Origin of the sequence: Pseudoalteromonas sp. SCSIO 43088 (assembly GCF_023650795.1) — a bacterium.
GTDB lineage: Bacteria > Pseudomonadota > Gammaproteobacteria > Enterobacterales > Alteromonadaceae > Pseudoalteromonas > Pseudoalteromonas shioyasakiensis.
The window spans coordinates 1,610,149-1,633,525 of record NZ_CP072675.1 but is presented as its reverse complement, the minus strand read 5'-3'; the positions used below and the strand labels follow the sequence as shown (position 1 = coordinate 1,633,525).

Here is a 23,377-nt window from a genome sequence, read left to right as displayed (position 1 = left end):
CCTTAATCACCTTGGCTTTGGTCGTCAACTTCAACGCCTTCAGGAATGGTAAATTCAAAGGTTTGAGTTGCAAGTGCTTCGTTTACTTTGGCATCTTTAAAGGTAAATAAAGACTGTTGACCAGAGGTATCTAATACTGTCAGTGATGCTAGACCTTGCTCTTGAGCATTAAAGCGAATGTCTAACTTTTCAACTTGGCTCTCAACGCCTTTATTTGGCGTGACGCTGAAACCTGCATCGGTTGCCACAACTTGGTATTTAGCCCATTGCTCTGGATCTTTTGAAGTCAACAATACAAACGGAGTTGAATCAATCAGGCTGTGGGTATTCATAATCGTTACTTGCTCAGCAAAGCTGTCGAAGTAATACGTTTTGTCGCCATTTGATACAAACAAGGTATCGTCTGGGCTTTGCTGTTGCCAGCGAATCATCATAGGTTGCTGAAGGGCTATATTCCCCTCACCTTGCATAATAGCTTCGCCTTGCGAATCGGTAACCTGCTGTGAAAACTCTGCTTTAAAACTTTTAATCGCAGCCAGTTGTTGTTGCAACGCTTCGCTGTCGTCTGCAAAACTTTGACCGCTTAATAAACAACCCATAATTAGGGCTAGGTATTTAATTTTTTTCATTAATTTGCTCCACCATTTGGCACTAAGACTTCGCGGGCACCGTTGTGTCCTGGTGCGCTAACAATGCCTGATGTTTCCATTTGTTCAACTAAGCGTGCTGCGCGGTTATAACCTACACGAAGCTTACGCTGTACACTCGATACCGACACTTTGCCGGTTTCAATTACAAATGATACTGCTTCATCGTAAAGCGGATCTGACTCTTCATCACCGTCTTCACTGGTTTCTCCTGGTAGTAAAATTTCTTCTGTGGCATCGCCACTTAAAATTTCATCAATATAATTTGGTTTGCCACGTTTTTTCCAATCGTCTACAACCGCATGTACTTCGTGGTCGTCAACAAACGCGCCATGCACACGCACTGGTACACTGGTACCCGGCGGTAAGTAAAGCATGTCACCCATACCAAGTAAGTTTTCAGCACCTTGCTGATCTAAAATGGTACGCGAGTCAATTTTACTTGAAACTTGGAACGCCATACGGGTTGGAATATTCGCTTTAATCAAACCGGTAATTACGTCAACCGATGGGCGCTGTGTTGCTAGCACTAAGTGAATGCCTGCAGCACGGGCTTTTTGCGCGATACGTGCAATCAGCTCTTCCACTTTTTTACCCACGATCATCATCATGTCGGCAAATTCGTCAATAACCACCACAATACTTGGTAGTTTATCTAGCTCTTCAGGGCCATCGGCCATGCCGTCGGTGTCTTTAAACAGTGGATCTAGAATCGGTTGACCCGCTTCTTTGGCATCCAACACTTTCTGGTTGTAACCTTTTAAATTACGCACACCAAGTGCCGACATAAGCTTATAACGACGTTCCATTTCGCCTACACACCAACGCAATGCATTGGCTGCTTCTTTCATGTCGGTAACAACTTCACATAATAAATGAGGGATGCCTTCGTACACAGAAAGTTCAAGCATTTTCGGGTCGATCATGATCATACGAACATCATCAGGGCCCGATTTGTACAGTAAGCTTAATATCATTACATTAACGCCCACTGACTTACCTGAACCTGTGGTACCCGCAACAAGTAAATGTGGCATTTTGCCAAGGTCAGCGCATACCGGCTCGCCAGCAATGTCTTTACCTAACACCATAGTCAGTGGTGATGGATTTGATTCGAACTTAGGCGCATTAATAACTTCGCTTAAACGCACTATTTCACGGTGTTTGTTTGGTAGTTCTAAACCTACATAGGTTTTACCTGGAATAACTTCTACTACACGTACGCTTACAGCAGACAGTGAACGTGCTAAATCTTTCGCTAAGCCAGTGATTTTAGCTACTTTAATACCCGGCGCTAAATCAAGCTCAAAACGCGTTACAACCGGACCTGGGTAAACACCCACAACCGCAGCTTGGATGTTAAAATCAAGTAATTTGGTTTCAACTAGACGCGAAATACCATCAAGCTCTTCTTGAGATAATGGGTTTTTCGCTTTATCTGGGCGGTCTAATAAATCAAGTGATGGTAACGGGTTTGTAGGCGGCTGCTCTTCAAGCAGTGCTTCAAACTTTTCTTTTGCCGTTGGCGGTGGCTCATATGCAGGTTTTGGCTTAGGCATAGGGCGTGCAGGTGAAACAACCGTTGTGACAGGTTTTTCTGGCTCAACAACTGGGCTCTGATCAAGCGCATTCAGTGCCGATACGGTATCGAATGATTCATCATCAAGGGCACTGAAACCAATTTCTTGGTCAAGAATATCGTCTAGTTCATCAAAGCCTTTAAAGTCATCATCGGCTTTTTCAGCAGGCTTTTGCTTAGGCTTAGTAGGCTTTGGTTCTTCTTCATCCGCATCATTAAAACTAATAGCAGGCTCGTTTTCTGGCTCTACAAAGTTAGCGTCAGGCTCTGTAGTGGCAATATCTTTAACGGCTTCTTTTTCACGATGTAGCCACGCAGAAAATTGCTCACGTAAAAAGTAGAATGCTTTCATTACCCACTTGCCGACAAAATCGACAAATTGCACCCACGAAATACCGGTTAATAGGGTTAAACCAGCAAAGAAAAAACAAAGTAGTAAAATTGAGGTGCCGGTAAAATTAAAGGTAGGCATCATTGCTGTAGCAATAACATCCCCCACTACCCCACCAGATGAGAAGTTATAAATATCATCAAAATTAATGCTGCTGATAGCTGTCGCTGAAGTAATAAACAGCGCAAAACCAATAACACGTAAGGCAAGCGTGGTGTAATCTAGCTGGAAAATACGGTGTGGCTGTTTAAACAATAAATAACCGAACAATTGAATGGCAACAGGCACTAAATAAGCAAGCCAGCCAAAAGTGAGTAATAGGATATCTGCAACCCAAGCTCCCGCTGTGCCGGTAATATTCTTAACATTAACAAATTCACCGGTTTGCGACCATGAAGGGTCCGCAGGATCAAAACTGATTAATGCACATAAAATAAATACTGCAGCAAAGGTGCTGATGATTAGCCCCGTTTCTAACAGTCTTTGAACACCATTTAGGCGCATAGCTCCCTATTCCTTATTATTCTTTACTGATCGATTAGCAGTGAAATACCTTAGCAGGAAATGCCGTTTGATGCACTTTATCTTAGCCTTGATGGACTGATAATGAACAAGTTTTTGTTACTCAATATGTATTTTAACAGTTTAGGCAATATATGGGCGAATAATGACCCCTTCTTCACCTTTTACTTCTTCCATTACCACATAAGTTCGGCTTTCACTGACATTTGGTAGTTTTAGTAGAATATCACCCAGTACATTTCGATATTCCGACATATCATTTACACGTGTTTTTAATAAAAAGTCGAAATTACCCGATACTAGATGGCACTCGATTATTTCGTCGTGCTTTTTAACTGCAGCATTAAACTCTTCGAAAACATCTGGTGAGGTTTTAGTGATGGTTACTTCTACATAAACCGACAAACCTTGGCCAAGTTTAGCAGGATCCACTACTGCTTTATATCCGAGTATATACCCCTCTCTTTCGAGCTTTTTTACCCGCTCCAAACAAGGGGTGGCACTTAGCCCTACACGCCTTGCCAGCTCTACGTTAGAGATCCGACCATCGAGCTGTAATTCCATTAAAATTTTACGGTCTATTCTGTCGAGTAATTGATGCATAAGCCAAACCAGAGTTTTGCACTGTTTAAAATGTATTTTTAGATTATATCACTAGATTGGCACTTAAAAAAGGTGAGACACACTGGCTGGTCATGAATATAATAGTCAAAAATTTTATCCCGTTCTATTAAGGCGAAAAACTATGATTATTGGTGTACCTAAAGAAATCAAAAACCATGAATACCGTGTAGGTATGGTTCCTGCGAGTGTTCGTGAACTAGTAAACCATGGCCACCAAGTGTTTGTTGAAACTGATGCTGGTATGGGCATTGGCTTCACTAACGAAGATTATGTTGCAGCTGGTGCTGAAATTTTACCAACAGCAGCAGACGTTTTTGCTAAAGCTGAAATGATCGTTAAAGTAAAAGAGCCACAAGCTGTTGAGCGTGCAATGTTACGCGAAGACCAAATTCTATTTACTTACCTTCACTTAGCACCGGATCTTCCACAAACTGAAGACCTAGTTAAAAGTGGCGCAGTGTGTATCGCTTACGAAACAGTAACTGATTCACGTGGCGGTTTACCTCTTCTTGCTCCTATGAGTGAAGTTGCTGGTCGTATGTCTATCCAAGCTGGTGCACAAGCGCTTGAAAAATCAAACCACGGCCGTGGTATGTTACTTGGTGGTGTACCAGGTGTTGAGCCAGCTAAAGTTGTTGTTATCGGCGGCGGCATGGTTGGTCGTAGCGCAGCGCAAATGGCTGTTGGTCTAGGTGCTGACGTTGTTGTTCTTGACCGTAACATCGACGTACTACGTGCATTAGACGCACAGTTCGGTAATAAAGTTAAAGCTATCTACTCTACTGCTGACGCACTAGAAAAACACGTACTAGAAGCTGACCTTGTGATCGGTGGCGTACTAATCCCAGGTGCAGCAGCGCCTAAACTAGTAACAGCTGAGCACATCAAAGCAATGAAGCCTGGTTCTGCAATCGTTGACGTTGCAATCGACCAAGGTGGTTGTATCGCAACTTCTAAAGCGACAACTCACGCTGATCCTACTTACATCGTTGATGACGTTGTTCACTACTGTGTTGCTAACATGCCAGGTGCTGTTCCACGTACTTCTACGTTTGCACTTAACAACGCAACATTACCGTTCATCATCAACCTTGCTAACAAAGGCTATAAGAAAGCGCTTCTTGACGATGCAAACTTCTTAAAAGGCTTAAACGTGATCAAAGGTAAAGTTACATATAAAGAAGTAGCTGAAGCTTTCAACATGGAATATGTTGACCCACGTACAGCTGTTGAAAATGCTTAATTAGCATTGTGAAACAAAAAAAGCAGCGATATCGCTGCTTTTTTTATGCCTGTTTGCAAGTGTGAAGTGTTCTACTTGCAAACAAGTTTGAAAATAGTTTTTAACGACGCTTAGTTTGTTTAGCGCGTTGATTGTGCTTTTTAACCGCCTTACGGATTTGGTTAATTTTAGCACGCTTGTCTTTACGCTTTTCAGGAATAACCGACAGCTTAGTTTGCGTTTCGCGGCCTAGTTGTACTGTTTTACGTAAATAGTTAACCGTGTCTAAATCAAGCTCAGCCCAACCACCTTGTGGCAAGCGCTTATCAAGCTCTAACTTACCGTAACGAATACGGATAAGACGCGATACTTCAACATCTTGTGATTGCCATAAACGACGTACTTCGCGGTTACGACCTTCTGTTAAAGTCACATTGAACCAACGGTTGATACCTTCACCACCCATAGGTTTGATGTTTAAGAATTTTGCAGGACCATCTTCAAGCTCAACGCCTTTTGTTAAATTGCGTAGCGTTTCGTTAGTCACTTCACCAAACACACGAGCTGAGTACTCACGCTCTACTTCGTAGCTTGGGTGCATTAAACGGTTAGCAAGTTCACCATCGTTAGTAAACAGCATTAAACCAGCGGTATTAATATCTAGTCGGCCAACTGCAATCCAACGTTCGCCATCAACACGTGGTAGGCGATCAAATACCGTACGACGGCCTTCAGGGTCTTTACGTGTACATAACTCGCCTTCTGGTTTGTTATACATAAGCACACGACAAATACGGTCGGCTTTGTCTTCAATTTTTACCACGTGACCATCAACACGAATTACATCGGTTGCTTCAACACGGTCGCCTAAACGTGCCACTTTACCATTCACGCTCACACGGTTAGCATCGATGTATTTTTCCATTTCACGACGTGAACCCACGCCAGCACGGGCTAATACTTTTTGTAACTTTTCAGTTTCTACATTACTCATTCAGATAGTTCTCTCACAGAAGGATCGCTCAATAACTGGTTGATTTTACTCTCCTGAAGTTCAGGTAACGGCGGTAATTCATCTAAACCAGCTAATGAAAAATAATCTAAGAAAGCGGATGTTGTGGCATACAACGCTGGGCGCCCGGGCACCTCTTTATGGCCAACAACTCTAACCCACTCTCTTTCTAATAAGGTTTTAATAATTCCTGAGCCAACAGCGACTCCCCGTACTTGTTCAATTTCACCACGGGTAATGGGTTGTCTATAGGCAATCAAGGATAAAGTTTCTAGTAGTGCTCGTGAGTATTTAGGTGCGCGCTCTTGCCATAAGTTTGCCAGCCAAGGCGCTAAACTAGCGCAGGCTTGAAACCTGTAACCGCTGCCTACTGCAACAAGCTTAATGCCTCGGGTTTGATAATGCGTTTGAATTTGTTCAATTGCATTATTAATGCGCGGCATAGATACGCTTAAATCAGCTAATACTGTCTCTTTTAAATGACGTTTAGACACAGGTTTTCCAGCAACAAAAATCGCGGCTTCTATGATTTCGACTAACTGTTCATCACTGATACGTTTTGTGGCCATCGCTACTAAAGGTCATTTTAAATCACTAACGCTCTATTATGACAGAAGTCGGCCAAGGTTGGAAAAATTATTGTAAAAAAGCCAGTGTAAAACACTGGCTTTGGGGGATATTTATGAATGAATGTTGAAATTAGCTATTTTTAACCATTTCAAGGGCATCATCTTCGGCAACGTCGCTACCATATTTGCTAATGTAATTAACAAACTCAGTGCGGCTTACACGCTTATCTTTGTTGCTATCCATATAGCCAAAGTGATTTGCGATATCGTCGTCATCGGCTTCTTCAATAGAAACATAACCATTTTTGTCGTTATCTAACGATTTAAAGTCATTTTCGATTGGGTCAAATTTAGCGATTTCAGCTTTAAATGCTGATTCAGATACCTCACTATCAGTTGCTACCTTGCCTGTATTTAACTGCATATATGCATTAAACTCAGTACGGCTGATTTGCTCATCCATATTAGTATCGATATTTGAAAAATGATCCCAAATTGCATCATCGTCAGCTTCTACCTTAGAGATATAACCGTCATTGTCATTATCTAGGCTGCCAAAATCGCTGTCGATTTTTGCTAAAGAGTTACTTGCAGAACATGCTGAAAGGCTTAAAGCTGCTAAAATTGTTGATGCTAAAGTTAACTTGTTCATAAGACATTTCCTTGTAGTCGATTAGATTCACTTCGACTGTTACAAATTGAATGCCAAAATGCCTTATTGGCTAAAATCAAGCACTTACAGCCTGGTTAAGTTGGGATTAAGCCTATTATTTAGCAAGCTTTTCATAGAGTGCTGTAATTTTTTCATAAAAAAAGCGCTCCGAAGAGCGCTTTTTACAAATAACAAAAATGCCGCTATTAGATAGCTGCGTTTTGGTAACGCTTAACGAAGTCTGTTACTGCTTCACCATTACATTTTAACGTATTTAAGTTACCAATTTTTTCACGCACAGGTGTTAAACCTTTTTTAAGTGCAGTGATGCAAAGTTGAGTTTCTTTTTGCTCATTTTTAGCAAACACTTCAACAGCTGCTTTTGCTGCTTCTTGTGATTGTGCTTTTTTAGCAATTTCACGGATGTCAGTGCCGTTACATAAAATGCTTTTTGAAAAACGTGACATTGAAATGCCATGCTTTGCTGCTTCTTTACGTGCAGCGGTAAACCCTTCGTTCGCACTTAAGCTACATAACTTTGATTCAATACGGTTATCAGCTGAAAAGTAGTGCGGGTTGCTTGCTAATGAGCCAAATGAGATACATGCAAGAGAAAGCATCACTAATTGTTTTTTCATGGTTTACCTTTAAATAGTACATAATATGAACGGATGGTTTGCGCGCATTATATAAACAAAAATCAGTAGATCAACTGAATTATTTATTTAATTTAATAATTAATAGTGAGTTAACAATGTTTTTAAATTAAGCAGCAATTGATCAACATTTACCCAATTTGATTTTCGTAATTAGCTCATGAATAAGCCCTAGTTTGATGATAGAATTGCGCTAAACACTGAAACAAAAATAATAGGTGCACCATGAAGGTAATCTCATTTAACATTAACGGCCTGCGCGCTCGTTTACACCAATTGCAAGCCGTAATTGATAAACATCAACCAGATATTATTGGCTTACAAGAAATCAAAGTACATGATGAGGCCTTCCCTCTCGAAGATGTGCAAAAAATGGGTTATCACGTTTATTTTCACGGTCAAAAAGCGCATTACGGCGTGGCTATGTTATGTAAACAAGAGCCGAAATCAGTAGTTAAAGGCTTTGCAACCGATACCGACGAATCACAGCGTCGTATGATCAGTGTTACCGTGACACAAGAAAATGGTCGTGACCTAACGGTGATGAATGGCTACTTCCCGCAAGGGGATAATATTGCCCACGAAACCAAATTCCCTTATAAGCGTCAATTCTATAAAGATTTAATGACTCACTTAGAAGATAACCACACGCCAGAGCAAGATGTTATTGTGATGGGCGACATTAATATTTCACCGACCGATCTCGACATTGGTATTGGTGAACCAAACCGTAAGCGCTGGTTAAAAACAGGTAAGTGTTCGTTCCAACCTGAAGAGCGTGAATGGTTAAGCAATTTATTAAACTGGGGCTTTAAAGATACCTTCCGTGAACTTTACCCAGAAAAAACTGAGCAATACTCGTGGTTTGATTACCGCTCAAAAGGTTTTGATGACAACCGCGGTCTACGTATTGATGTGATCTTAGCAACCCATGCTCTTGCTGAACGTTGTGTTGAGTCTGGTATCGATTACGAATTACGTGGTATCGAAAAACCATCTGATCATGCGCCAATTTGGTCAACATTTAACGCATGATAGACACACTGCAATGGCAGCTCCCTTTGTGGAGCTGTGTGGCTCTAATACTTTGGCTCAGCTTTGATAAGCAAAGCGCATCACAATTATTGGCAACGCCAATAAGACAAGTTGGTGTGCTCGCATGTGCTTTAGTACTTGCGGTACTGTGGCGCATTAAAGCGGGGATATTGCCAGGTCTCGAATTGCATATTTTAGGGCTCACTGCAGTGACCCTAATTTTAGGTTGGCGACTGGCTATTTTTGCAAGCCTTCTTGCAAGTTTACTCTTGGTATTAGTCGCTCAGTTGCCAGTATCAATACTGCCAGTGCATTTATTGTTTACTGCTTTTTTACCAATTACATTGAGCTATTTGTGTTTTGTGCTTTGCTATAGCTACCTGCCGAGACACTTTTTTATTTATATCTTTTTATGCGCGTTTTTAACCGCTGCTGTTATCGCCTGTATTAAAATACTTACCAGCGGTGTGTTTTATTACTTGCTTGGTGATTACAGTTTTATTGAGATTTCAGAAAACTATCTGATTCTGTGTGCCATAATTTGGTTTCCTGAAGCAATGCTCAATGGCATGGCCATTACCTTGATGATCACATATCGCCCTCATTGGGTTAAAACCTTTTATGATAAGGACTATTTAGACTCATGAGTCTTCACTATCACTGCCCGCTTTGCAAACTTGAACTTACTCTAAACGACAAAACTTACCGTTGTGACAACAACCACAGTTTTGATATCGCCAAAGAGGGTTATGTCAATTTACTTCCCGTGCAAAATAAAAAGTCTAAACAACCAGGGGATAATCTTGAAATGGTGCAAGCTCGCCGCACTTTTTTAAGTGCCGGACACTATTTGTTTTTACAGCAAGCTTTAGCAGAGCTAGTGGCATCTCTCGAACCAAGTTCAGTGATTGATTTAGGCTGTGGTGAAGGCTTTTACACTCAAGCAATTGCAGCGCAGTCGAGTGCTGATGTATATGGTGTTGATATTTCTAAACCCGCGGTAAAATACGCCGCTAAGCGTTACGAAAATGCGCATTTTAGTGTCGCGTCGATTAGCCAAGCCCCTTTTGCAGATGCGCAGGCTGATGTGCTTGTTAGTGTGTTTGCCCCTTTATTTGCACAAGAACTTGCTCGCCTTGCCAAACCGCAAGCTAGTTTAATTGTTGCAAGCCCTGGCCCTTGGCACCTTAAAGAGTTAAAAGCGTTTATTTATGCTGATGTGAAACCACATACAGAGATAGAACCACCAGCAGGCTTCAGCAAAGAGTCGATAAACTTGTTAGAACAACAGGTGCTGTTGTCGGTCGATGAGGTTAAACATTTAATTATGATGACGCCGTTTGCGTGGAAGTTTCGCCCAGAACATTGGCAACAGATAGAGCAACAAGGCCCACAAAAAGTAACGTTATCGTTTTATGTGAGCCAGTTTATTCGCGATTAGAAGTGTTCTTTAGTGAAGGCTTTATCCATTTTTTCGAACATATCTTTTAATAATTGAGCTAAGTCAGTGTAGCGTGGTTTTTCAGTCGTTAATTGTGACTGATAACCATGCGCTTTCATTTTACTGTGCAACTCGGTATACCAGCTTAACATTGCTGGTTCTAAACGCGTTTCTGCACGGCGGCCTAGCCACAACAAACCTTGAAGTGGTAGTGATAAAAAGAAAAGCGCGATAGTGATAGCTTGTGGAAAATAATCACTACCTAAGTAATTCACTTGCATAAATACGGTCAGCATTGCCAATATTGGCATCACTGTAATTGCCAGATCAGTGGCCTTGATCACTCTAAATTCGGCAAACAATGGAGCGAGCTCTTGTCGCATCGGCCATTTTTTAGCGTACTGACGACCTGTTTGCACTTGTGACATGACACCTTTTTGCATCATCACTCCTAGGGTTTTCAACTTGTTTCACAACCGAGTGTAACACACTCCCGGATACAATCCCTGCAAAACCTGTCCTAGTTTTAATACCAAATTAATGGTTAGGAGACTAACGTTTAAAGTCTAAATGAGATAAAATGTTATCGGCTTAAGTCAACCAGACTTTAGTATAATTACAGCCTAGCTTTGTTAAGTGTAGCAACAAAATACTTATTTACTATACTGGCAAAGAATTCTAATTATCAAGCCTTAATATACACTGACTGATATCGTACTTTTAGGACCTAGCTATGTCGACGCCCCTTTGCTCACCACAACATGTTTTAGTACTGAACTGTGGTAGTTCAAGTTTAAAATTTGCCATTTTAGATGCCGCCACTTCTGACGAAGTTATTTCTGGTTTAGCTGAGCGCCTTGGCTCAGACACCCCTTCAATCAAATATAAATATAATGGTGAAAAACAACTTATTGAGCTTGCAAAGGGCCAAGCCCACGATGCAGCAATTGCTGAGCTTGTGAAGCTAGTTAATGAGCTAGGCCTTGCAGATAATTTAATTGCTGTGGGTCATCGTGTTGTGCACGGTGGTGAGCATTTCACCGAATCTGTGCTTATTGACGATGATGTACTTGCAGCTATCGAAAAAACAGCCGCACTTGCTCCACTTCATAACCCAGCCAACTTACTGGGCATTCGCACTGCACAGCAAGCGTTCTCAGCGCTGCCACAAATTGCTGTATTTGATACGGCATTTCACCAAAGCATGCCAAATATTGCTTACTTATACGCCCTACCTTACTCGCTTTATAAAGAGCACGGCGTAAGACGTTATGGGTTCCATGGCACGAGCCATTATTATGTTGCAGGTGAAGCGGCAAAAATGCTCGGCAAAGAGCGCGAACAAACCAATGTGATCAGTGCACATTTAGGTAATGGTTGTTCGGTATGTGCGATTAAAGATGGTAAGAGTGTTGATACCAGTATGGGCCTTACACCGCTTGAAGGCTTAGTGATGGGTACCCGCAGTGGTAGTATCGACCCTGGTTTATTCACGTTTTTAACCCAGCAACTAAATTATTCAGTACAAGAAATTGATGACTTACTTAATAAGCAAAGTGGCTTATTAGGTATTAGTGAACTATCAAATGATTGTCGCACTATTGAAGAAGCCGCCGTTGAGGGCCACCCGCAAGCGAACCTTGCACTCGATATTTTCTGCTACCGCTTAGCAAAGCAAATCGCCGCATTCTTAGTACCTGTACAACGCCTTGATGCACTTATTTTCACCGGTGGTATTGGTGAAAACTCAGACATCATTCGTGACAAAGTAATAACTCAATTAGGCTTTTTAGGCCTTGAGTGTGACGAAGCTGCAAACTTAGCGGCACGTTTTGGTAAAGAAGGCTTAATTTCAAAAGGCCAAGCGCATGCTAAAGCGTTTGTGATCCCGACTAACGAAGAATGGGTTATTGCTAACGATGCAGCCCGCATTGCAAAGGAGGGTTAAGTATATGGCACGTAGAATTATGTTGATCCCTATTTCGACTGGGGTTGGTTTAACATCTGTTTCTGTTGGTTTAGTGCGTGCACTTGAGCAAAAAGCGCTTAAAGTGAACTTTTTCAAACCAATTGCACAGCCACGCTCTGGCGATACAGGTCCTGAAAAGTCGACGCAAATTGTCACCCATGGCTCGCCAATTAATCCGCCGACACCATTTGAGCTTAGCTATGCAGAGCAAATGATTGGTGATGGTAAAGGCGACGATTTACTAGAAGAAATCGTAGAGCGCTTTGAAAGCACCATTAAAGAAGACGAAATTGCTATTATCGAAGGTATGGTTCCAACACGTCGTCAGCCTTATGCTGGCCGTGTAAACCGTGAAATCGCGCAAACACTGGGTGCTGATATTGTTTTTGTTTTAACACCTAGTAACGATAGCAACGACCAAATTGAAGACCGTTTAGAAATTGCCTCAGGCAACTATGGCGGTGTTAACCACCCTCGCGTGCTAGGTTGTATTTTCAATAAAGTTAATGCACCTTTAGATGACGAAGGTCGCGCCCGTGCAGACCTTGTTGAAGCCCATGAGCCTGAGCAACTTGAAAACGAATTAAACCGTTTAGCATCACTGCCTATTTTCAGAAAACACCCATTTAAGTTATTAGGTTCAATCCCGTGGGATTTCGACCTAGTAGCGCCGCGTGTGCGTGATTTATGTGAATACCTAAAGGCCGAAGTTATTAACGAAGGCGACATGGCTCATCGTCGTTTACGTCGCGTTACTTTCTGTGCTCGTACTGTATCGAATATTTTAAGCCACTTTACCCCGGGTGCATTACTAGTTACTCCGGGCGATCGCTCTGATGTACTCGTTGCCGCTTGTTTATCAGCCATGAATGGTACCAAGCTTGGGGCTATTTTATTAACCGGTGGCTTTAAACCTGAAGATCGCATCATGAAATTATGCGAACAAGCTATGAATACCGGCCTACCAATCCTGGCAACACAAGAAGATACGTGGCGCACGTCTTTATTACTGCACAACTTCAATATGGAAGTACCGTGCGATGATGACCAACGTATCGACAAAGTAAAAGATCACAACGCTAGTAACATTGACTCTGACTGGTTAGACAGCCTGGCACAAAGTGTTGGCCGAACTCGTAAAATGTCTCCGCCAGCGTTTCGCTTCTTACTAACAGATAAAGCCCGTCAAGCGAAGAAAACGGTTGTTTTACCTGAAGGTAATGAGCCGCGCACGATTAAAGCCGCAGCAATTTGTGGTCAACGTGGCATTGCAAAAACAATCCTACTTGGTGACAAAGAAGAGATTTTACGAATTGCTGAGCAACAGGGTGTTGATCTTAACGATAACGTAACCATTGTTGAGCCAGGTGATGTGATCAACGACTACGTTGCGCCTATGGTCGAAATTCGTAAAAACAAAGGTTTAACAGAAGTGGTTGCTCAAGAACAACTACTTGATAATGTTGTACTCGGCACGATGATGCTTGAGCAAGGCAAAGTAGATGGCCTTGTGTCGGGTGCTGTTAACACTACAGCGAATACGATTCGCCCACCGCTACAGTTAATTAAAACTGCACCGGGTTCATCGTTGGTATCATCAGTGTTCTTTATGTTGTTACCTGATCAAGTTCTGGTATACGGTGACTGTGCTATCAACCCTGATCCAACGGCAGAGCAACTGGCCGATATCGCGATTCAATCAGCGGATTCAGCGGCCGCGTTTGGTATTGAACCTCGTGTTGCAATGATAAGCTACAGTACGGGTACCTCGGGTTCAGGTGCTGACGTAGAAAAAGTGCGTGAAGCCACTAAGCTTGCCCAGCAAAAGCGCCCTGATTTAGTAATTGATGGCCCGCTTCAGTACGACGCTGCAATTATGGAAAACGTAGCACTTAAGAAAGCACCAGACAGCCCGGTTGCAGGTAAAGCAACAGTGTTTGTATTCCCTGATTTAAATACGGGTAATACAACTTATAAAGCCGTACAACGTAGTGCCGATTTAATTAGTATTGGCCCAATGCTTCAAGGTATGCGTAAGCCGGTAAATGATTTGAGCCGTGGTGCATTAGTAGACGACATTGTTTACACCATTGCCCTTACAGCGATTCAAGCTAAGCAAGTTGAAAGCTTAGAAAATTAACCCTTCAAAATTTAGGCTAATTTATAAAACCTTTATAAATTAGCCTATTAGCTTCTTTATACGTACCTATTCCCATATTTATCCACAGATTCTGTGGACAACCTCAATAGCGATATTGAGTAAAACCTCAGCAATCAAAATTATTGCGCTTTATCTTAACTTTGTTTACCTATACTATAAATTCAAAGGCTTCAAAGATAGGATCGCAGATGTCAAAACAAACGTTACAACTTCATAGTGAAGAACTTACCATTCATAGTTTAGATGTCGATGCGACGATTGATCCTGCCTTACTCCAACAAGCTATTTTCTTTATTGCAAAAACGGCTGATGAGCTGTCTATTGTTTGCCCTAGTAGTTTTCAGCTCGACAGTCTTGATCAAGAAACCGACTGGCAAGCACTTGAAGTTATTGGCCCACTTGGTTTTTCGTTAACTGGTATTATGGCGAATATTTCTGGCGTGTTAGCAAAAGCGTCGATCTCGATTTTTGCTTTATCAACCTACGATACAGATTATGTATTGGTGAAAAAGCAAAGTATGGCAAAAGCCATTACAGCTCTGAAAAAAGACGGTTACCATGTGCTAGGTGATGTTAAATAAGCCATGACTAACGAAGTTCAATACTTACCCGAACGCAGCCTCAGAAAAGCACGCTGCATGGCCATTAAAAGCCCATTTACTGGGCGTGTAAAAAGCATTAGCGAACACCCTGAGCCATTTTTTCGTTTTGCCACCCTTGGCCCAGGGATTAGTGTTGAACTAACTAGCCACAACATCATCGCGCCATTCGATGGCACCCTATTACAAGTTAAAAATGCCGGTAAAGAATACATTTTACAAGCAAAAAACGGTTTAAAAGTTTTATTAAACTTATCGTTTTCATCGGTTGAAGAACATATCAACCACACCAATATTGCTAAATTAAACGGCAGTAAAATTAGCAAAGGTGAACGATTAGCCTATTTTGATTTACGCGAGCTGAGCAGCCCTATGCTTGGCACACTGTGCGTTCTCAATAGCCAACACCTTGGACCCCTATATTATTCACTATCTCAGGTCACTGCTGGGGTAGACACATTACTCACTGTAACTAAAAAGTAGAATTTATGACTATCATGTACGGTATCAGCAATTGCGATACAATCAAAAAAGCCAAGAAATATTTAACTGATAACAATCAAGAATTTACTTTCCATGATTACCGTAAAGACGGCATTAGTGCTGAGCTAGTTAACGAATTTGCAGCGCACATTGATTGGCAAGATTTAGTTAATAAACGCGGCACAACTTACCGTCAATTATCTGATGAGCAAAAGCAAAACCTAGATAAAGAATCTGCATTAGCATTGCTGGTTGAGCAACCTGCGATGATCAAGCGCCCGGTACTTGTGCATAACGGCCAATACCACTTAGGTTTTAAAGCAGCTCAATACGATGAGATCTTTGCCTAATGACTCACCCTGTTATTGAACTTGCTCAAGCGCTTATTCAGCGTGAATCAGTAACGCCTGAAGATGCTGGTTGCCAAGCGTTAATGAACGAACGCCTTAAAAAACTAGGCTTTAATATTGAATCACTGTTTTTCACTGATACCTTGAATACTTGGGCTCGTAAGGGAGATGCGTCACCGCATTTTTGTTTTGCTGGTCACACTGATGTTGTACCAACAGGTCCTGAAAAAAATTGGCAGCACCCGCCTTTTTCTGCACTGGTAAAAGACGGTATGTTACATGGTCGCGGCGCAGCCGATATGAAAGGTTCACTGGCTGCCATGGTGGTTGCCACCGAGCGTTTTGTGGCTAAGCACCCAGATCATAAAGGGTCAATTTCGTTTTTAATTACGTCTGATGAAGAAGGCCCGTTTATCAACGGCACAACCCGTGTTATCGATACTCTTGAAGCACGTGGTGAGAAGATTGATTTATGCCTAGTTGGCGAACCATCTTCACGTGATGTACTTGGCGATGTGGTAAAAAATGGACGTCGCGGTTCATTAACTGGCTTTTTAACCGTGAAAGGTGTGCAAGGCCATGTTGCTTACCCGCATTTAGCGCAAAACCCGATTCATTTAGCTGCTCCTGCGTTAACTGAGCTGAGTCAAACCGAATGGGATCAAGGTAACGAATTTTTCCCTGCAACCAGCTTTCAAGTTTCGAATATTAACGGCGGCACCGGTGCCGGTAACGTGATCCCTGGTGAGCTTGAAATTCAATTTAACTTTCGCTTTAGCACTGAAGTGACTCACCAAGAACTACAACAGCGAGTCGTAGAAATTGTTGAGAAACACAACCTGAATTACGAGCTAAATTGGATTGTTAATGGACTGCCGTTTTTAACCGATCATGGTCCGTTAGTTGATGCCACCGTGCACGCTATTAAGCAGGTGACTGGACGCGACACCGCGCTTGAAACCACCGGCGGTACTTCTGATGGCCGTTTTATTGCGCAAACGGGTGCCAAAGTCATTGAGCTTGGTCCACGTAATGAAACCATTCATAAAGTAGATGAATGTGTTAGCACGGATGATTTAATTCAACTAGCTGATATTTACGAAGTCATTTTAGAGCAACTGCTTACATGAACCAAACCGAGCTTAAACAATGTGCCACGGGGTTAAGTAGCTCACATTTAGTTGAGCTACAAAATCATCGCTTGCATCGTGATATTGTCGATGATTTTGTAGCTCTGCAGCAAGGAGCAAAACAAGCAGGTATTGATCTGACAATTGCCTCAAGCTTTCGAGACTTTCATCGTCAAAGTGCTATTTGGAATGCTAAATTTCAGGGCCTTCGATCGGTTTACACCCTAAAGCAACAAACGGTAGATTTAGAAAGCCTAAGTGATACTGAAAAGTGCCACGCTATTATGCTTTACTCAGCACTTCCGGGGGCAAGCAGGCACCACTTTGGTACCGACCTCGACATTTACGATACCCGCCCTATTGACGATGATTACGAGCTACAATTAACGCCTGATGAGTATTCGCCCACAGGGCCCTTTGCCAAGCTTGCTGCATGGCTTGACGATAACCTAGAAAAGTATGGTTTTTATCGCCCTTACCAAGAATACAAAGGTGGAGTTGCCCCTGAGCCTTGGCATATCAGCCATATCGGTGTATCAGCTAAGATGATAGAGTATTTGTCAGTTGCAACATTACAGCAATGTATTGAACAAAGTGAGCTTAGCGGCAAGCAAGCAATACTAGCCGAACTAAACACCCTATATGAACGCTACGTATTAAATATTAATACGCCCTAATTTTAGCCATTAAAAACACCAGTACAGCGCCAAGAATTAAGGCGCTGGCTACAACTAAACGCGCTGTTAATTGCTCATCTAAAACCACCACCCCAGCTAATGTGGCAAGCACAGGCACGGTTAGCTGCACCACCCCTGCTTGGCTACTTTTAAGCCTAGGTAGTGCAATGTACCAAATGCTATAGCCAAGCCCAGATGCAAGCGCTCCTGAAGCTATCGCCAAATAAACCCCACTCGCAGTAATACCTTGCCAATCAACCATGGCTAGTAAGACTAAAATTGGCACAAGTATTAAACTTCTTAGAAAGTTAAAGCTGGTTGCTTGCAAAGGTGAGCTGCATGATTTTCCGCGAATACTGTAAACACCCCATGCCACGCCACTTAACGCCATGAGCATTGCTGGCATGAAAGAAGGCACTGTGGCTGAGGGCAGCATTAAGTAAATAAAACCCGCAAAAGCAACAAACAAAGCCCCCCACTGTACTTTACTGAGTGGCTCTTTATTTAAAACACTATGGCCTATCATGGTTAATTGTACTGCCGAAAATAAGATAAGTGCGCCTGTGCCTGTGTTTAAATCAACATAGGCAACTGAAAAGCACAGCGCGTAAACAAATAAACTAAGGGCACTGATATTGTTACCTTTATCGGTTAAAGGTTTAGCTGATTGTGATTTTGTTTGCTTTAGCTTTGTTTGCCATAAAAGTAAGCCTAGTAACATAAACGCTCCACTTGCTAAGCGAATGGCAGTAAAACTTAACGGATCTATATCACCACTTTGTAATGCCATTCGGCACAGCAAAGAGTTGGCTGCAAACGCACAAAGTGCAATCAAGGTATACAGTATGGTGCTCAACAAATGAGTTATCCTTTTGGTTTTAAAAAAGATAAGACCTAAAATTAGACAATTAACTTACGATTTTTTACATAATTTATCATAGAAGGTTAAGCCGCGTATGCTAATCTCAGTACATTGTTTAAAAGGAGTGTTCAGTGCATCGACGTTTATTTATTGGAGCTGCTTTACTGTTATCTGGTTGCAGTACCATAGGTATTACTGATCTATTCCAAGATTATGCGACGCAGCTAAGACCTGTGCGCCAAGCTGTTTCTCAAAATAACATAGCAAGTGCTCAGCAGCTTTTGCCAAGTAACAGCCGAGGCCATAGTAACTATTTATTGAATCAGCTTGAAACGGCCCGTCTTGAGTTTTTGGCTAAACAAAATTCCGAGGCCAATGAGACCTTTGAAGCTGTTTATCAAAATATGGAAAAAAAGCGTCAAGCAGCCAAAGTACAACTAAGTTCAGGCCTTGAGCAAACAAATTCATTATTAACCAATGACTCAGTGATTGGTTATGAGCCAGCAGCTTATGAAATGACCATGCTGCATAGCTACAAAGCACTGAGTTATGTATTTAATAAACAACTTGAATCTGCATTAGTTGAAGTTAGGCGTGCTAATAAAGTGCAAGAAGATGCACTTAAAGACAATCAAGCCGCACTTGATGAACAAGCAGAAAAGGCAGCCGAAGGCTACCCTGATATGGCCGAGCTAATTGGCAATGTTAAAAATGGCTTTCAAAATGCCTTTACGTTTTATTTGTCTGGCCTACTTTATGAGGCAGATAAACAGTTTGATGATGCCTATATCGATTATAAGAAAGCACTCGAAATAAATAGCGAAAATAGTTACTTACAGCAAACAGTGTTACGCCTTGCCAATAAACAAGGGTTTGATCAGGACTTTGAAGAATTTAGCAAACGCTTTGGCAAGCTAAAGCAGACTCAAGCAAACACGGGCCAAGTAATTGTAATTGCAGAGCAAGGTTTGATACCAGCAAGGCAAGAGTTTCATTTACGGTTACCCATTTATACCTCCCGTGGTGATGCACGCTTTTACAGTATTGCGATGCCAGTTTATCGCGATGCGCCCTATGCGGGCAGTGATAAAACCGTGAGTCTTGGTGGCGAAAATTTGCCACTGACGCCCATTGTTAGGCTTGAAGCGTTGGCAGCAAAGACGTTAAAAGATCAAAGTGCTGGCAGAATAACCCGCCAAATTATGCGTTTGGTTGCGAAAGAAAAGATGCGTGCAGAATTGGCAAGAAGCGGCGGCGATGTCGGTAATATTTTAGCGAATATTTATAACATTGCATCAGAGCAGGCTGATACGCGAAGCTGGTCGACTTTACCTAGTCAACTGAGTATTGCGCAGCACGCGATGCCAGCAGGTCAGCACGCTTTAACCGTGCCAGGGCATGGCGAAATAGACTTTACGGTTAGTAAGCAAGGGTTAACCTTGATTTTTCTAACCTCTATAAATAACTACTACGACACACATGTTGTACAACTCTAGGAGCAATGATGAAATACTTAGTGCCACTATTAACCATTTTACTTGTTGCGGCTTGCTCCTCACGCCCTACCACTTCTGGCATTGGTGTTGAGCAGGCATCACAACAGTATAACCAACAACTGATTGTTAATAACCCTGAACTTGGCAAGAAATTAGCCATTACAGATGTAAAAACACGCCAAACAAATGGCTTAACAGATGTTGTTGTGACACTGGCAAGCCAGTACAAAAAGTCTCAATACTTACAGTATCAATTTACTTGGTATGACGCTGATGGCTTTGTTATTCGCGGCAATCACTCACCTTGGCAACCTATTACATTATTTGGATTTGCTAAGACCCAATTACCGGGCCTAGCCCCAACAGCAAATGCTGTCACCTTCTCGCTTGCAGTGCGTGAAGTGTCAACAGAAGCACAAGAATTTGAAGATTAAGGATACTACAATGAAATTACTTTCTGTTAAGTCGGCTGCGGCCGTTGCAATAACAAGCGCTTTGTTGCTGTCTGGTTGTGCTAACAAAGCCGTTGTTAGCTATGGTGATGCGCAAGCCGTAGAAACCACAGATATCAACTTTGGTTCAACGGATCTACAAAAAGTAGCAAGCCAAATGACAGACTCGTTACTTGCTTCACCTGTGGTTGGTACCATGACAGCAAATACCCGCCCTATCGTGTTTGTTGAGCGTATTAAAAACAAAACGAGCGAGCACATTGATACTGAATCAATTACTGATTCAATCTCAACACAGTTATTACGCAGTGGTAAGTTCCGCTTTGTTGATATGACCCGCGTTGAAGCTGTGCGCGAACAACTTAACTTCCAAAACGTTGACCCACTTGTAAATCCAAATACCGCTATTGCCTTTGGACAGCAAGTGGGTGCGCAATACATGTTATACGGTAACTTATCGAGCATTGTTAAATCAAATGCTGACAAGGCTGATGTGTATTATAAATTCACTATGCGTTTAATGGATTTAAAAAGCGGCCTAGTTGAATGGGCTGATGAAACTGAAATCCGTAAAACACGTGAGAAATCAACTTTTGGCTGGTAGTCAGGAGGGTTTATGAAATACCTAGTAGCAATCCTAGCAAGCTGTTTATTACTGAGCTCGCCAAGTTATGCTGACTATCAGCGTAACAAAGCAGTACCTGTACAACAGGTGTTGTTTGGCTCAGTACAGTCAGTGCGAACCATTACTGAACAAGAACTGGTCAGAGATAAAACCAACGGCTGGGAAACGTTTGGTGGTGCGCTTATTGGCGGCGTTATCGGTAACCAGTTTGGTGGCGGCAGTGGCCGTACTGTAGCAACCATTTTAGGCTCAATGATTGGTGGCTCTGTTGCCCACAACCGCCAACAAAACAGTCGCGTTATACAGTATCAGCTCGTTGAATTGATGATCAAAGTAGAAAGCGGCGAACAATTTATGGTTGTGCAAGATAAAGACAACCAAATGCTGTTCAACCAAGGTGATAAAGTACGTTTGGTGTACCTCACCGATAACACGGTGCGTGTTGATAAAGCTTATTAAAAAAGCGAGCCTCGGCTCGCTTTTTTTAGCTTTGTCGATAATCAGCAAAGAATCGCTGCATCTTGCTCATGGCTTCTGTTAAATCATCTTTGTTTGGTAAAAATACCAATCTGAAATGATCAGGATCAGGCCAATTAAATGCGCGACCATGCACTAATAAGATTTTCTCAGCTTTGAGTAAATCTAAAATCATGCGCTCATCATCTTTAATATTAAAGTGCGCCGTATCCACTTTCGCAAAAGCGTAAAGCGCCCCTTTAGGCTTTTTACAGCTAATACCATCAATGGCATTTAAGCCACGCCATGCAATATCACGCTGCACATACAATCGACCACCAGGGTTTATCAAGTTATCGATTGACTGCACACCGCCTAAAGCTTGTTGAATAGCATACTGAGCAGGCACATTGGCACATAAGCGCATTGATGCCAGCATATCTAGGCCACGGCTTAAGTCGTCCATCATGCTAGTACGACCGCTTAACACCATCCAGCCCATACGCAATCCCGCAGCGCGGTACGTTTTTGCTAGGCCATTAAAGGTGATAATTGGCACATCATCACACAGCGCACCAATCGAGCTGTGGCTGACACCGTCATACAAGATTTTCTCGTAAATTTCATCGCTCAGTAACAATAACTTGTGCTCGCGAGCAATATTGATAAGTTCCATCAACAGATCATCACTATACACCGCCCCTGTTGGGTTATTCGGGTTTATAAGCACCAACGCTTTGGTTTTTGAGGTGATCTTCGATTTAATATCAGCAATATCAGGGAACCAATCTTGTTCTTCATCACATAGATAATGCACAGGGTTACCTCCTGCTAATTTAACCGATGCAGTCCATAGCGGATAATCCGGTGCAGGAATAAGCACTTCATCGTCATTATCAAGTAATGCTTGTGTGGTCATTTGAATTAATTCGCTGACCCCATTGCCGATATAAATATTATCGACATCAAGATTAAATAATCCGCGTTGCTGATAGTGTTGATAGACAGCCACACGGGCTGAGTAGAGGCCTTTAGAGTCACAGTAGCCTTGGGCTGAATATAAGTTACGAATGATATCTTTGTGCATATCTTCAGGCATATCAAAGCCAAAGGCAGCTGGGTTGCCAATGTTTAGCTTTAATACTTTTTGCCCTTCGTCTTCCATTTTTCGAGCTTGTGCAAGCACAGGCCCACGTATGTCATAACAGACACCGTCTAGTTTGTGACTCTTTTTGATTTGTGACATGGTTACCTCTACTAATTAGCCTTAAGACTAACCCAGTAAGGGGCCACCACGCCAGAGGATTATTGCGGTTATAACTGAAATAAATTCAAGTTTTTAGCGAGTAGCGAACCAAGCTTGTAATTTTTCTACAGAACCTGAAACTTGTTCATCAAGGGTTTGTGATTTTTCTTGTGCAGTGGCTACATCACCTTGGTTCAAGGTCAGTTCAATTTCTTGCGCAAGCGATGATAAACTTGCAGCACCAAATTGAGCTGCATTTGATTTTAAACTGTGTGCATGCCTTGCAGCTGCTTCGTTATCTGAACCAAGATTTGCAAGTACTTCAGAGCCTAAACGCTGAAATTCACTACAACAAAAGGTCAAGGTGTCGGCAAATTGGTCACCTAAAAGTGATTCCATCCCTTCCAGTGCACTCTCATCAATTGTGATTGTCGTCATCTTTATCCCTTAATCAAAAACGTAATTATATAAATCGCAACTTTAGCCGTTCATAGCTAAAAAGCAAACCTGCTTTGCGAGTT

Annotated in this window: 26 protein-coding genes; 15 read left to right on the top strand and 11 right to left on the bottom strand. The window is 42.1% G+C overall.

All coding sequences use genetic code 11. The features are described from left to right. Positions 1-2 precede the first annotated feature (2 nt). The 3 genes from lolA to lrp form a co-directional block, all read right to left on the bottom strand. Entirely contained in the window at positions 3-629 is a 627-nt protein-coding gene (gene lolA, locus J8Z28_RS07510) for an outer membrane lipoprotein periplasmic chaperone LolA (protein WP_054561276.1), read from the bottom strand. Next, positions 629-3,121: a DNA translocase FtsK gene (locus J8Z28_RS07505; RefSeq protein WP_058584806.1), complete on the bottom strand. Its 2,493-nt coding sequence runs from the start codon at positions 3,119-3,121 to the stop codon at positions 629-631. Before J8Z28_RS07505 ends, lolA begins: the two co-directional genes overlap by 1 nt. Before the next feature lie 141 nt (positions 3,122-3,262). Continuing rightward, entirely contained in the window at positions 3,263-3,742 is a 480-nt protein-coding gene (gene lrp, locus J8Z28_RS07500) for a leucine-responsive transcriptional regulator Lrp (protein ID WP_054552971.1), read from the bottom strand. Positions 3,743-3,884: 142 nt separating this feature from the next. Between lrp and ald the strand changes: the two genes are divergently transcribed. After that, entirely contained in the window at positions 3,885-5,006 is a 1,122-nt protein-coding gene (ald, locus tag J8Z28_RS07495) for an alanine dehydrogenase (RefSeq protein WP_054561274.1), read from the top strand. Positions 5,007-5,106: 100 nt separating this feature from the next. On the opposite strand, the gene rluB is transcribed toward ald, so the two are convergent. The 4 genes from rluB to J8Z28_RS07475 form a co-directional block, all read right to left on the bottom strand. Continuing rightward, positions 5,107-5,979, bottom strand: coding sequence for a 23S rRNA pseudouridine(2605) synthase RluB (gene rluB, locus J8Z28_RS07490; protein WP_054561273.1), 873 nt, complete (start codon positions 5,977-5,979; stop codon positions 5,107-5,109). After that, entirely contained in the window at positions 5,976-6,566 is a 591-nt protein-coding gene (gene scpB, locus J8Z28_RS07485; protein ID WP_054552968.1) for an SMC-Scp complex subunit ScpB, read from the bottom strand. Before scpB ends, rluB begins: the two co-directional genes overlap by 4 nt. 130 nt (positions 6,567-6,696) lie before the next feature. Then, positions 6,697-7,218 (bottom strand): EF-hand domain-containing protein, encoded by a 522-nt coding sequence (locus J8Z28_RS07480; RefSeq protein ID WP_054561272.1) that lies wholly within the window; start codon positions 7,216-7,218, stop codon positions 6,697-6,699. Positions 7,219-7,424: 206 nt separating this feature from the next. After that, positions 7,425-7,856, bottom strand: coding sequence for a hypothetical protein (locus J8Z28_RS07475; RefSeq protein WP_054561271.1), 432 nt, complete (start codon positions 7,854-7,856; stop codon positions 7,425-7,427). Between the two features lie 243 nt (positions 7,857-8,099). Between J8Z28_RS07475 and xthA the strand changes: the two genes are divergently transcribed. The 3 genes from xthA to J8Z28_RS07460 are packed head-to-tail and all read left to right on the top strand — an operon-like array spanning position 8,100 to position 10,350. Beyond that, the gene (xthA, locus tag J8Z28_RS07470) at positions 8,100-8,909 is read left to right on the top strand and encodes an exodeoxyribonuclease III (RefSeq protein ID WP_250660181.1); all 810 of its coding nucleotides are present in this window, start codon (positions 8,100-8,102) and stop codon (positions 8,907-8,909) included. Continuing rightward, complete coding sequence (locus tag J8Z28_RS07465; RefSeq protein ID WP_095209747.1) at positions 8,906-9,556, top strand: energy-coupling factor ABC transporter permease; 651 nt, start codon at positions 8,906-8,908, stop codon at positions 9,554-9,556. The genes xthA and J8Z28_RS07465 overlap by 4 nt, the downstream gene beginning before the upstream one ends. After that, positions 9,553-10,350: a putative RNA methyltransferase gene (locus tag J8Z28_RS07460; protein WP_250660180.1), complete on the top strand. Its 798-nt coding sequence runs from the start codon at positions 9,553-9,555 to the stop codon at positions 10,348-10,350. The genes J8Z28_RS07465 and J8Z28_RS07460 overlap by 4 nt, the downstream gene beginning before the upstream one ends. Here the strand turns inward: J8Z28_RS07460 and yfbV are convergent. Continuing rightward, on the bottom strand, positions 10,347-10,793 hold the full coding sequence (yfbV, locus tag J8Z28_RS07455) for a terminus macrodomain insulation protein YfbV (RefSeq protein ID WP_054552963.1): 447 nt from the start codon (positions 10,791-10,793) through the stop codon (positions 10,347-10,349). The genes J8Z28_RS07460 and yfbV overlap by 4 nt on opposite strands. Before the next feature lie 290 nt (positions 10,794-11,083). On the opposite strand from yfbV, the gene J8Z28_RS07450 reads away from it, so the two are divergent. The 7 genes from J8Z28_RS07450 (at position 11,084) to J8Z28_RS07420 (ending at position 17,719) form a co-directional block, all read left to right on the top strand. Then, positions 11,084-12,298, top strand: a complete 1,215-nt coding sequence (locus J8Z28_RS07450; protein ID WP_250660179.1) for an acetate kinase — start codon at positions 11,084-11,086, stop codon at positions 12,296-12,298. Positions 12,299-12,302: 4 nt separating this feature from the next. Next, complete coding sequence (gene pta, locus J8Z28_RS07445) at positions 12,303-14,459, top strand: phosphate acetyltransferase (RefSeq protein WP_250660178.1); 2,157 nt, start codon at positions 12,303-12,305, stop codon at positions 14,457-14,459. 209 nt (positions 14,460-14,668) lie between these two features. Next, positions 14,669-15,061, top strand: a complete 393-nt coding sequence (locus tag J8Z28_RS07440; RefSeq protein ID WP_054552960.1) for an ACT domain-containing protein — start codon at positions 14,669-14,671, stop codon at positions 15,059-15,061. 3 nt (positions 15,062-15,064) lie between these two features. Next, on the top strand, positions 15,065-15,562 hold the full coding sequence (locus J8Z28_RS07435; RefSeq protein ID WP_054561267.1) for a PTS glucose transporter subunit IIA: 498 nt from the start codon (positions 15,065-15,067) through the stop codon (positions 15,560-15,562). Positions 15,563-15,567: 5 nt separating this feature from the next. Continuing rightward, positions 15,568-15,912 (top strand): ArsC family reductase, encoded by a 345-nt coding sequence (locus J8Z28_RS07430; protein ID WP_054561266.1) that lies wholly within the window; start codon positions 15,568-15,570, stop codon positions 15,910-15,912. Continuing rightward, positions 15,912-17,042 (top strand): succinyl-diaminopimelate desuccinylase, encoded by a 1,131-nt coding sequence (gene dapE / locus J8Z28_RS07425; RefSeq protein ID WP_250660177.1) that lies wholly within the window; start codon positions 15,912-15,914, stop codon positions 17,040-17,042. The genes J8Z28_RS07430 and dapE overlap by 1 nt, the downstream gene beginning before the upstream one ends. Beyond that, the gene (locus J8Z28_RS07420) at positions 17,039-17,719 is read left to right on the top strand and encodes a M15 family metallopeptidase (protein ID WP_250660176.1); all 681 of its coding nucleotides are present in this window, start codon (positions 17,039-17,041) and stop codon (positions 17,717-17,719) included. Before dapE ends, J8Z28_RS07420 begins: the two co-directional genes overlap by 4 nt. Here J8Z28_RS07420 and J8Z28_RS07415 read toward each other — a convergent pair. Next, complete coding sequence (locus J8Z28_RS07415) at positions 17,706-18,575, bottom strand: DMT family transporter (protein WP_054561988.1); 870 nt, start codon at positions 18,573-18,575, stop codon at positions 17,706-17,708. The genes J8Z28_RS07420 and J8Z28_RS07415 overlap by 14 nt on opposite strands. A gap of 137 nt (positions 18,576-18,712) precedes the next feature. Between J8Z28_RS07415 and J8Z28_RS07410 the strand changes: the two genes are divergently transcribed. The 4 genes from J8Z28_RS07410 to J8Z28_RS07395 are packed head-to-tail and all read left to right on the top strand — an operon-like array spanning position 18,713 to position 21,613. Continuing rightward, entirely contained in the window at positions 18,713-20,077 is a 1,365-nt protein-coding gene (locus tag J8Z28_RS07410) for a COG3014 family protein (RefSeq protein WP_250660175.1), read from the top strand. Between the two features lie 8 nt (positions 20,078-20,085). After that, a complete protein-coding gene (locus J8Z28_RS07405; RefSeq protein WP_054552954.1) occupies positions 20,086-20,511 on the top strand; it encodes a YcfL family putative periplasmic lipoprotein in 426 nt (141 codons plus the stop codon). A gap of 10 nt (positions 20,512-20,521) precedes the next feature. After that, positions 20,522-21,133, top strand: a complete 612-nt coding sequence (gene lpoB / locus J8Z28_RS07400) for a penicillin-binding protein activator LpoB (protein ID WP_055021126.1) — start codon at positions 20,522-20,524, stop codon at positions 21,131-21,133. A gap of 12 nt (positions 21,134-21,145) precedes the next feature. Next, positions 21,146-21,613, top strand: a complete 468-nt coding sequence (locus tag J8Z28_RS07395; RefSeq protein ID WP_055021127.1) for an outer membrane lipoprotein — start codon at positions 21,146-21,148, stop codon at positions 21,611-21,613. A gap of 25 nt (positions 21,614-21,638) precedes the next feature. Here J8Z28_RS07395 and J8Z28_RS07390 read toward each other — a convergent pair whose 3' ends face one another. Continuing rightward, a complete protein-coding gene (locus J8Z28_RS07390) occupies positions 21,639-22,856 on the bottom strand; it encodes a pyridoxal phosphate-dependent aminotransferase (protein WP_054552951.1) in 1,218 nt (405 codons plus the stop codon). 93 nt (positions 22,857-22,949) lie between these two features. Beyond that, a complete protein-coding gene (locus tag J8Z28_RS07385; RefSeq protein ID WP_058584795.1) occupies positions 22,950-23,294 on the bottom strand; it encodes an Hpt domain-containing protein in 345 nt (114 codons plus the stop codon). Between the last annotated feature and the right edge of the window lie 83 nt (positions 23,295-23,377).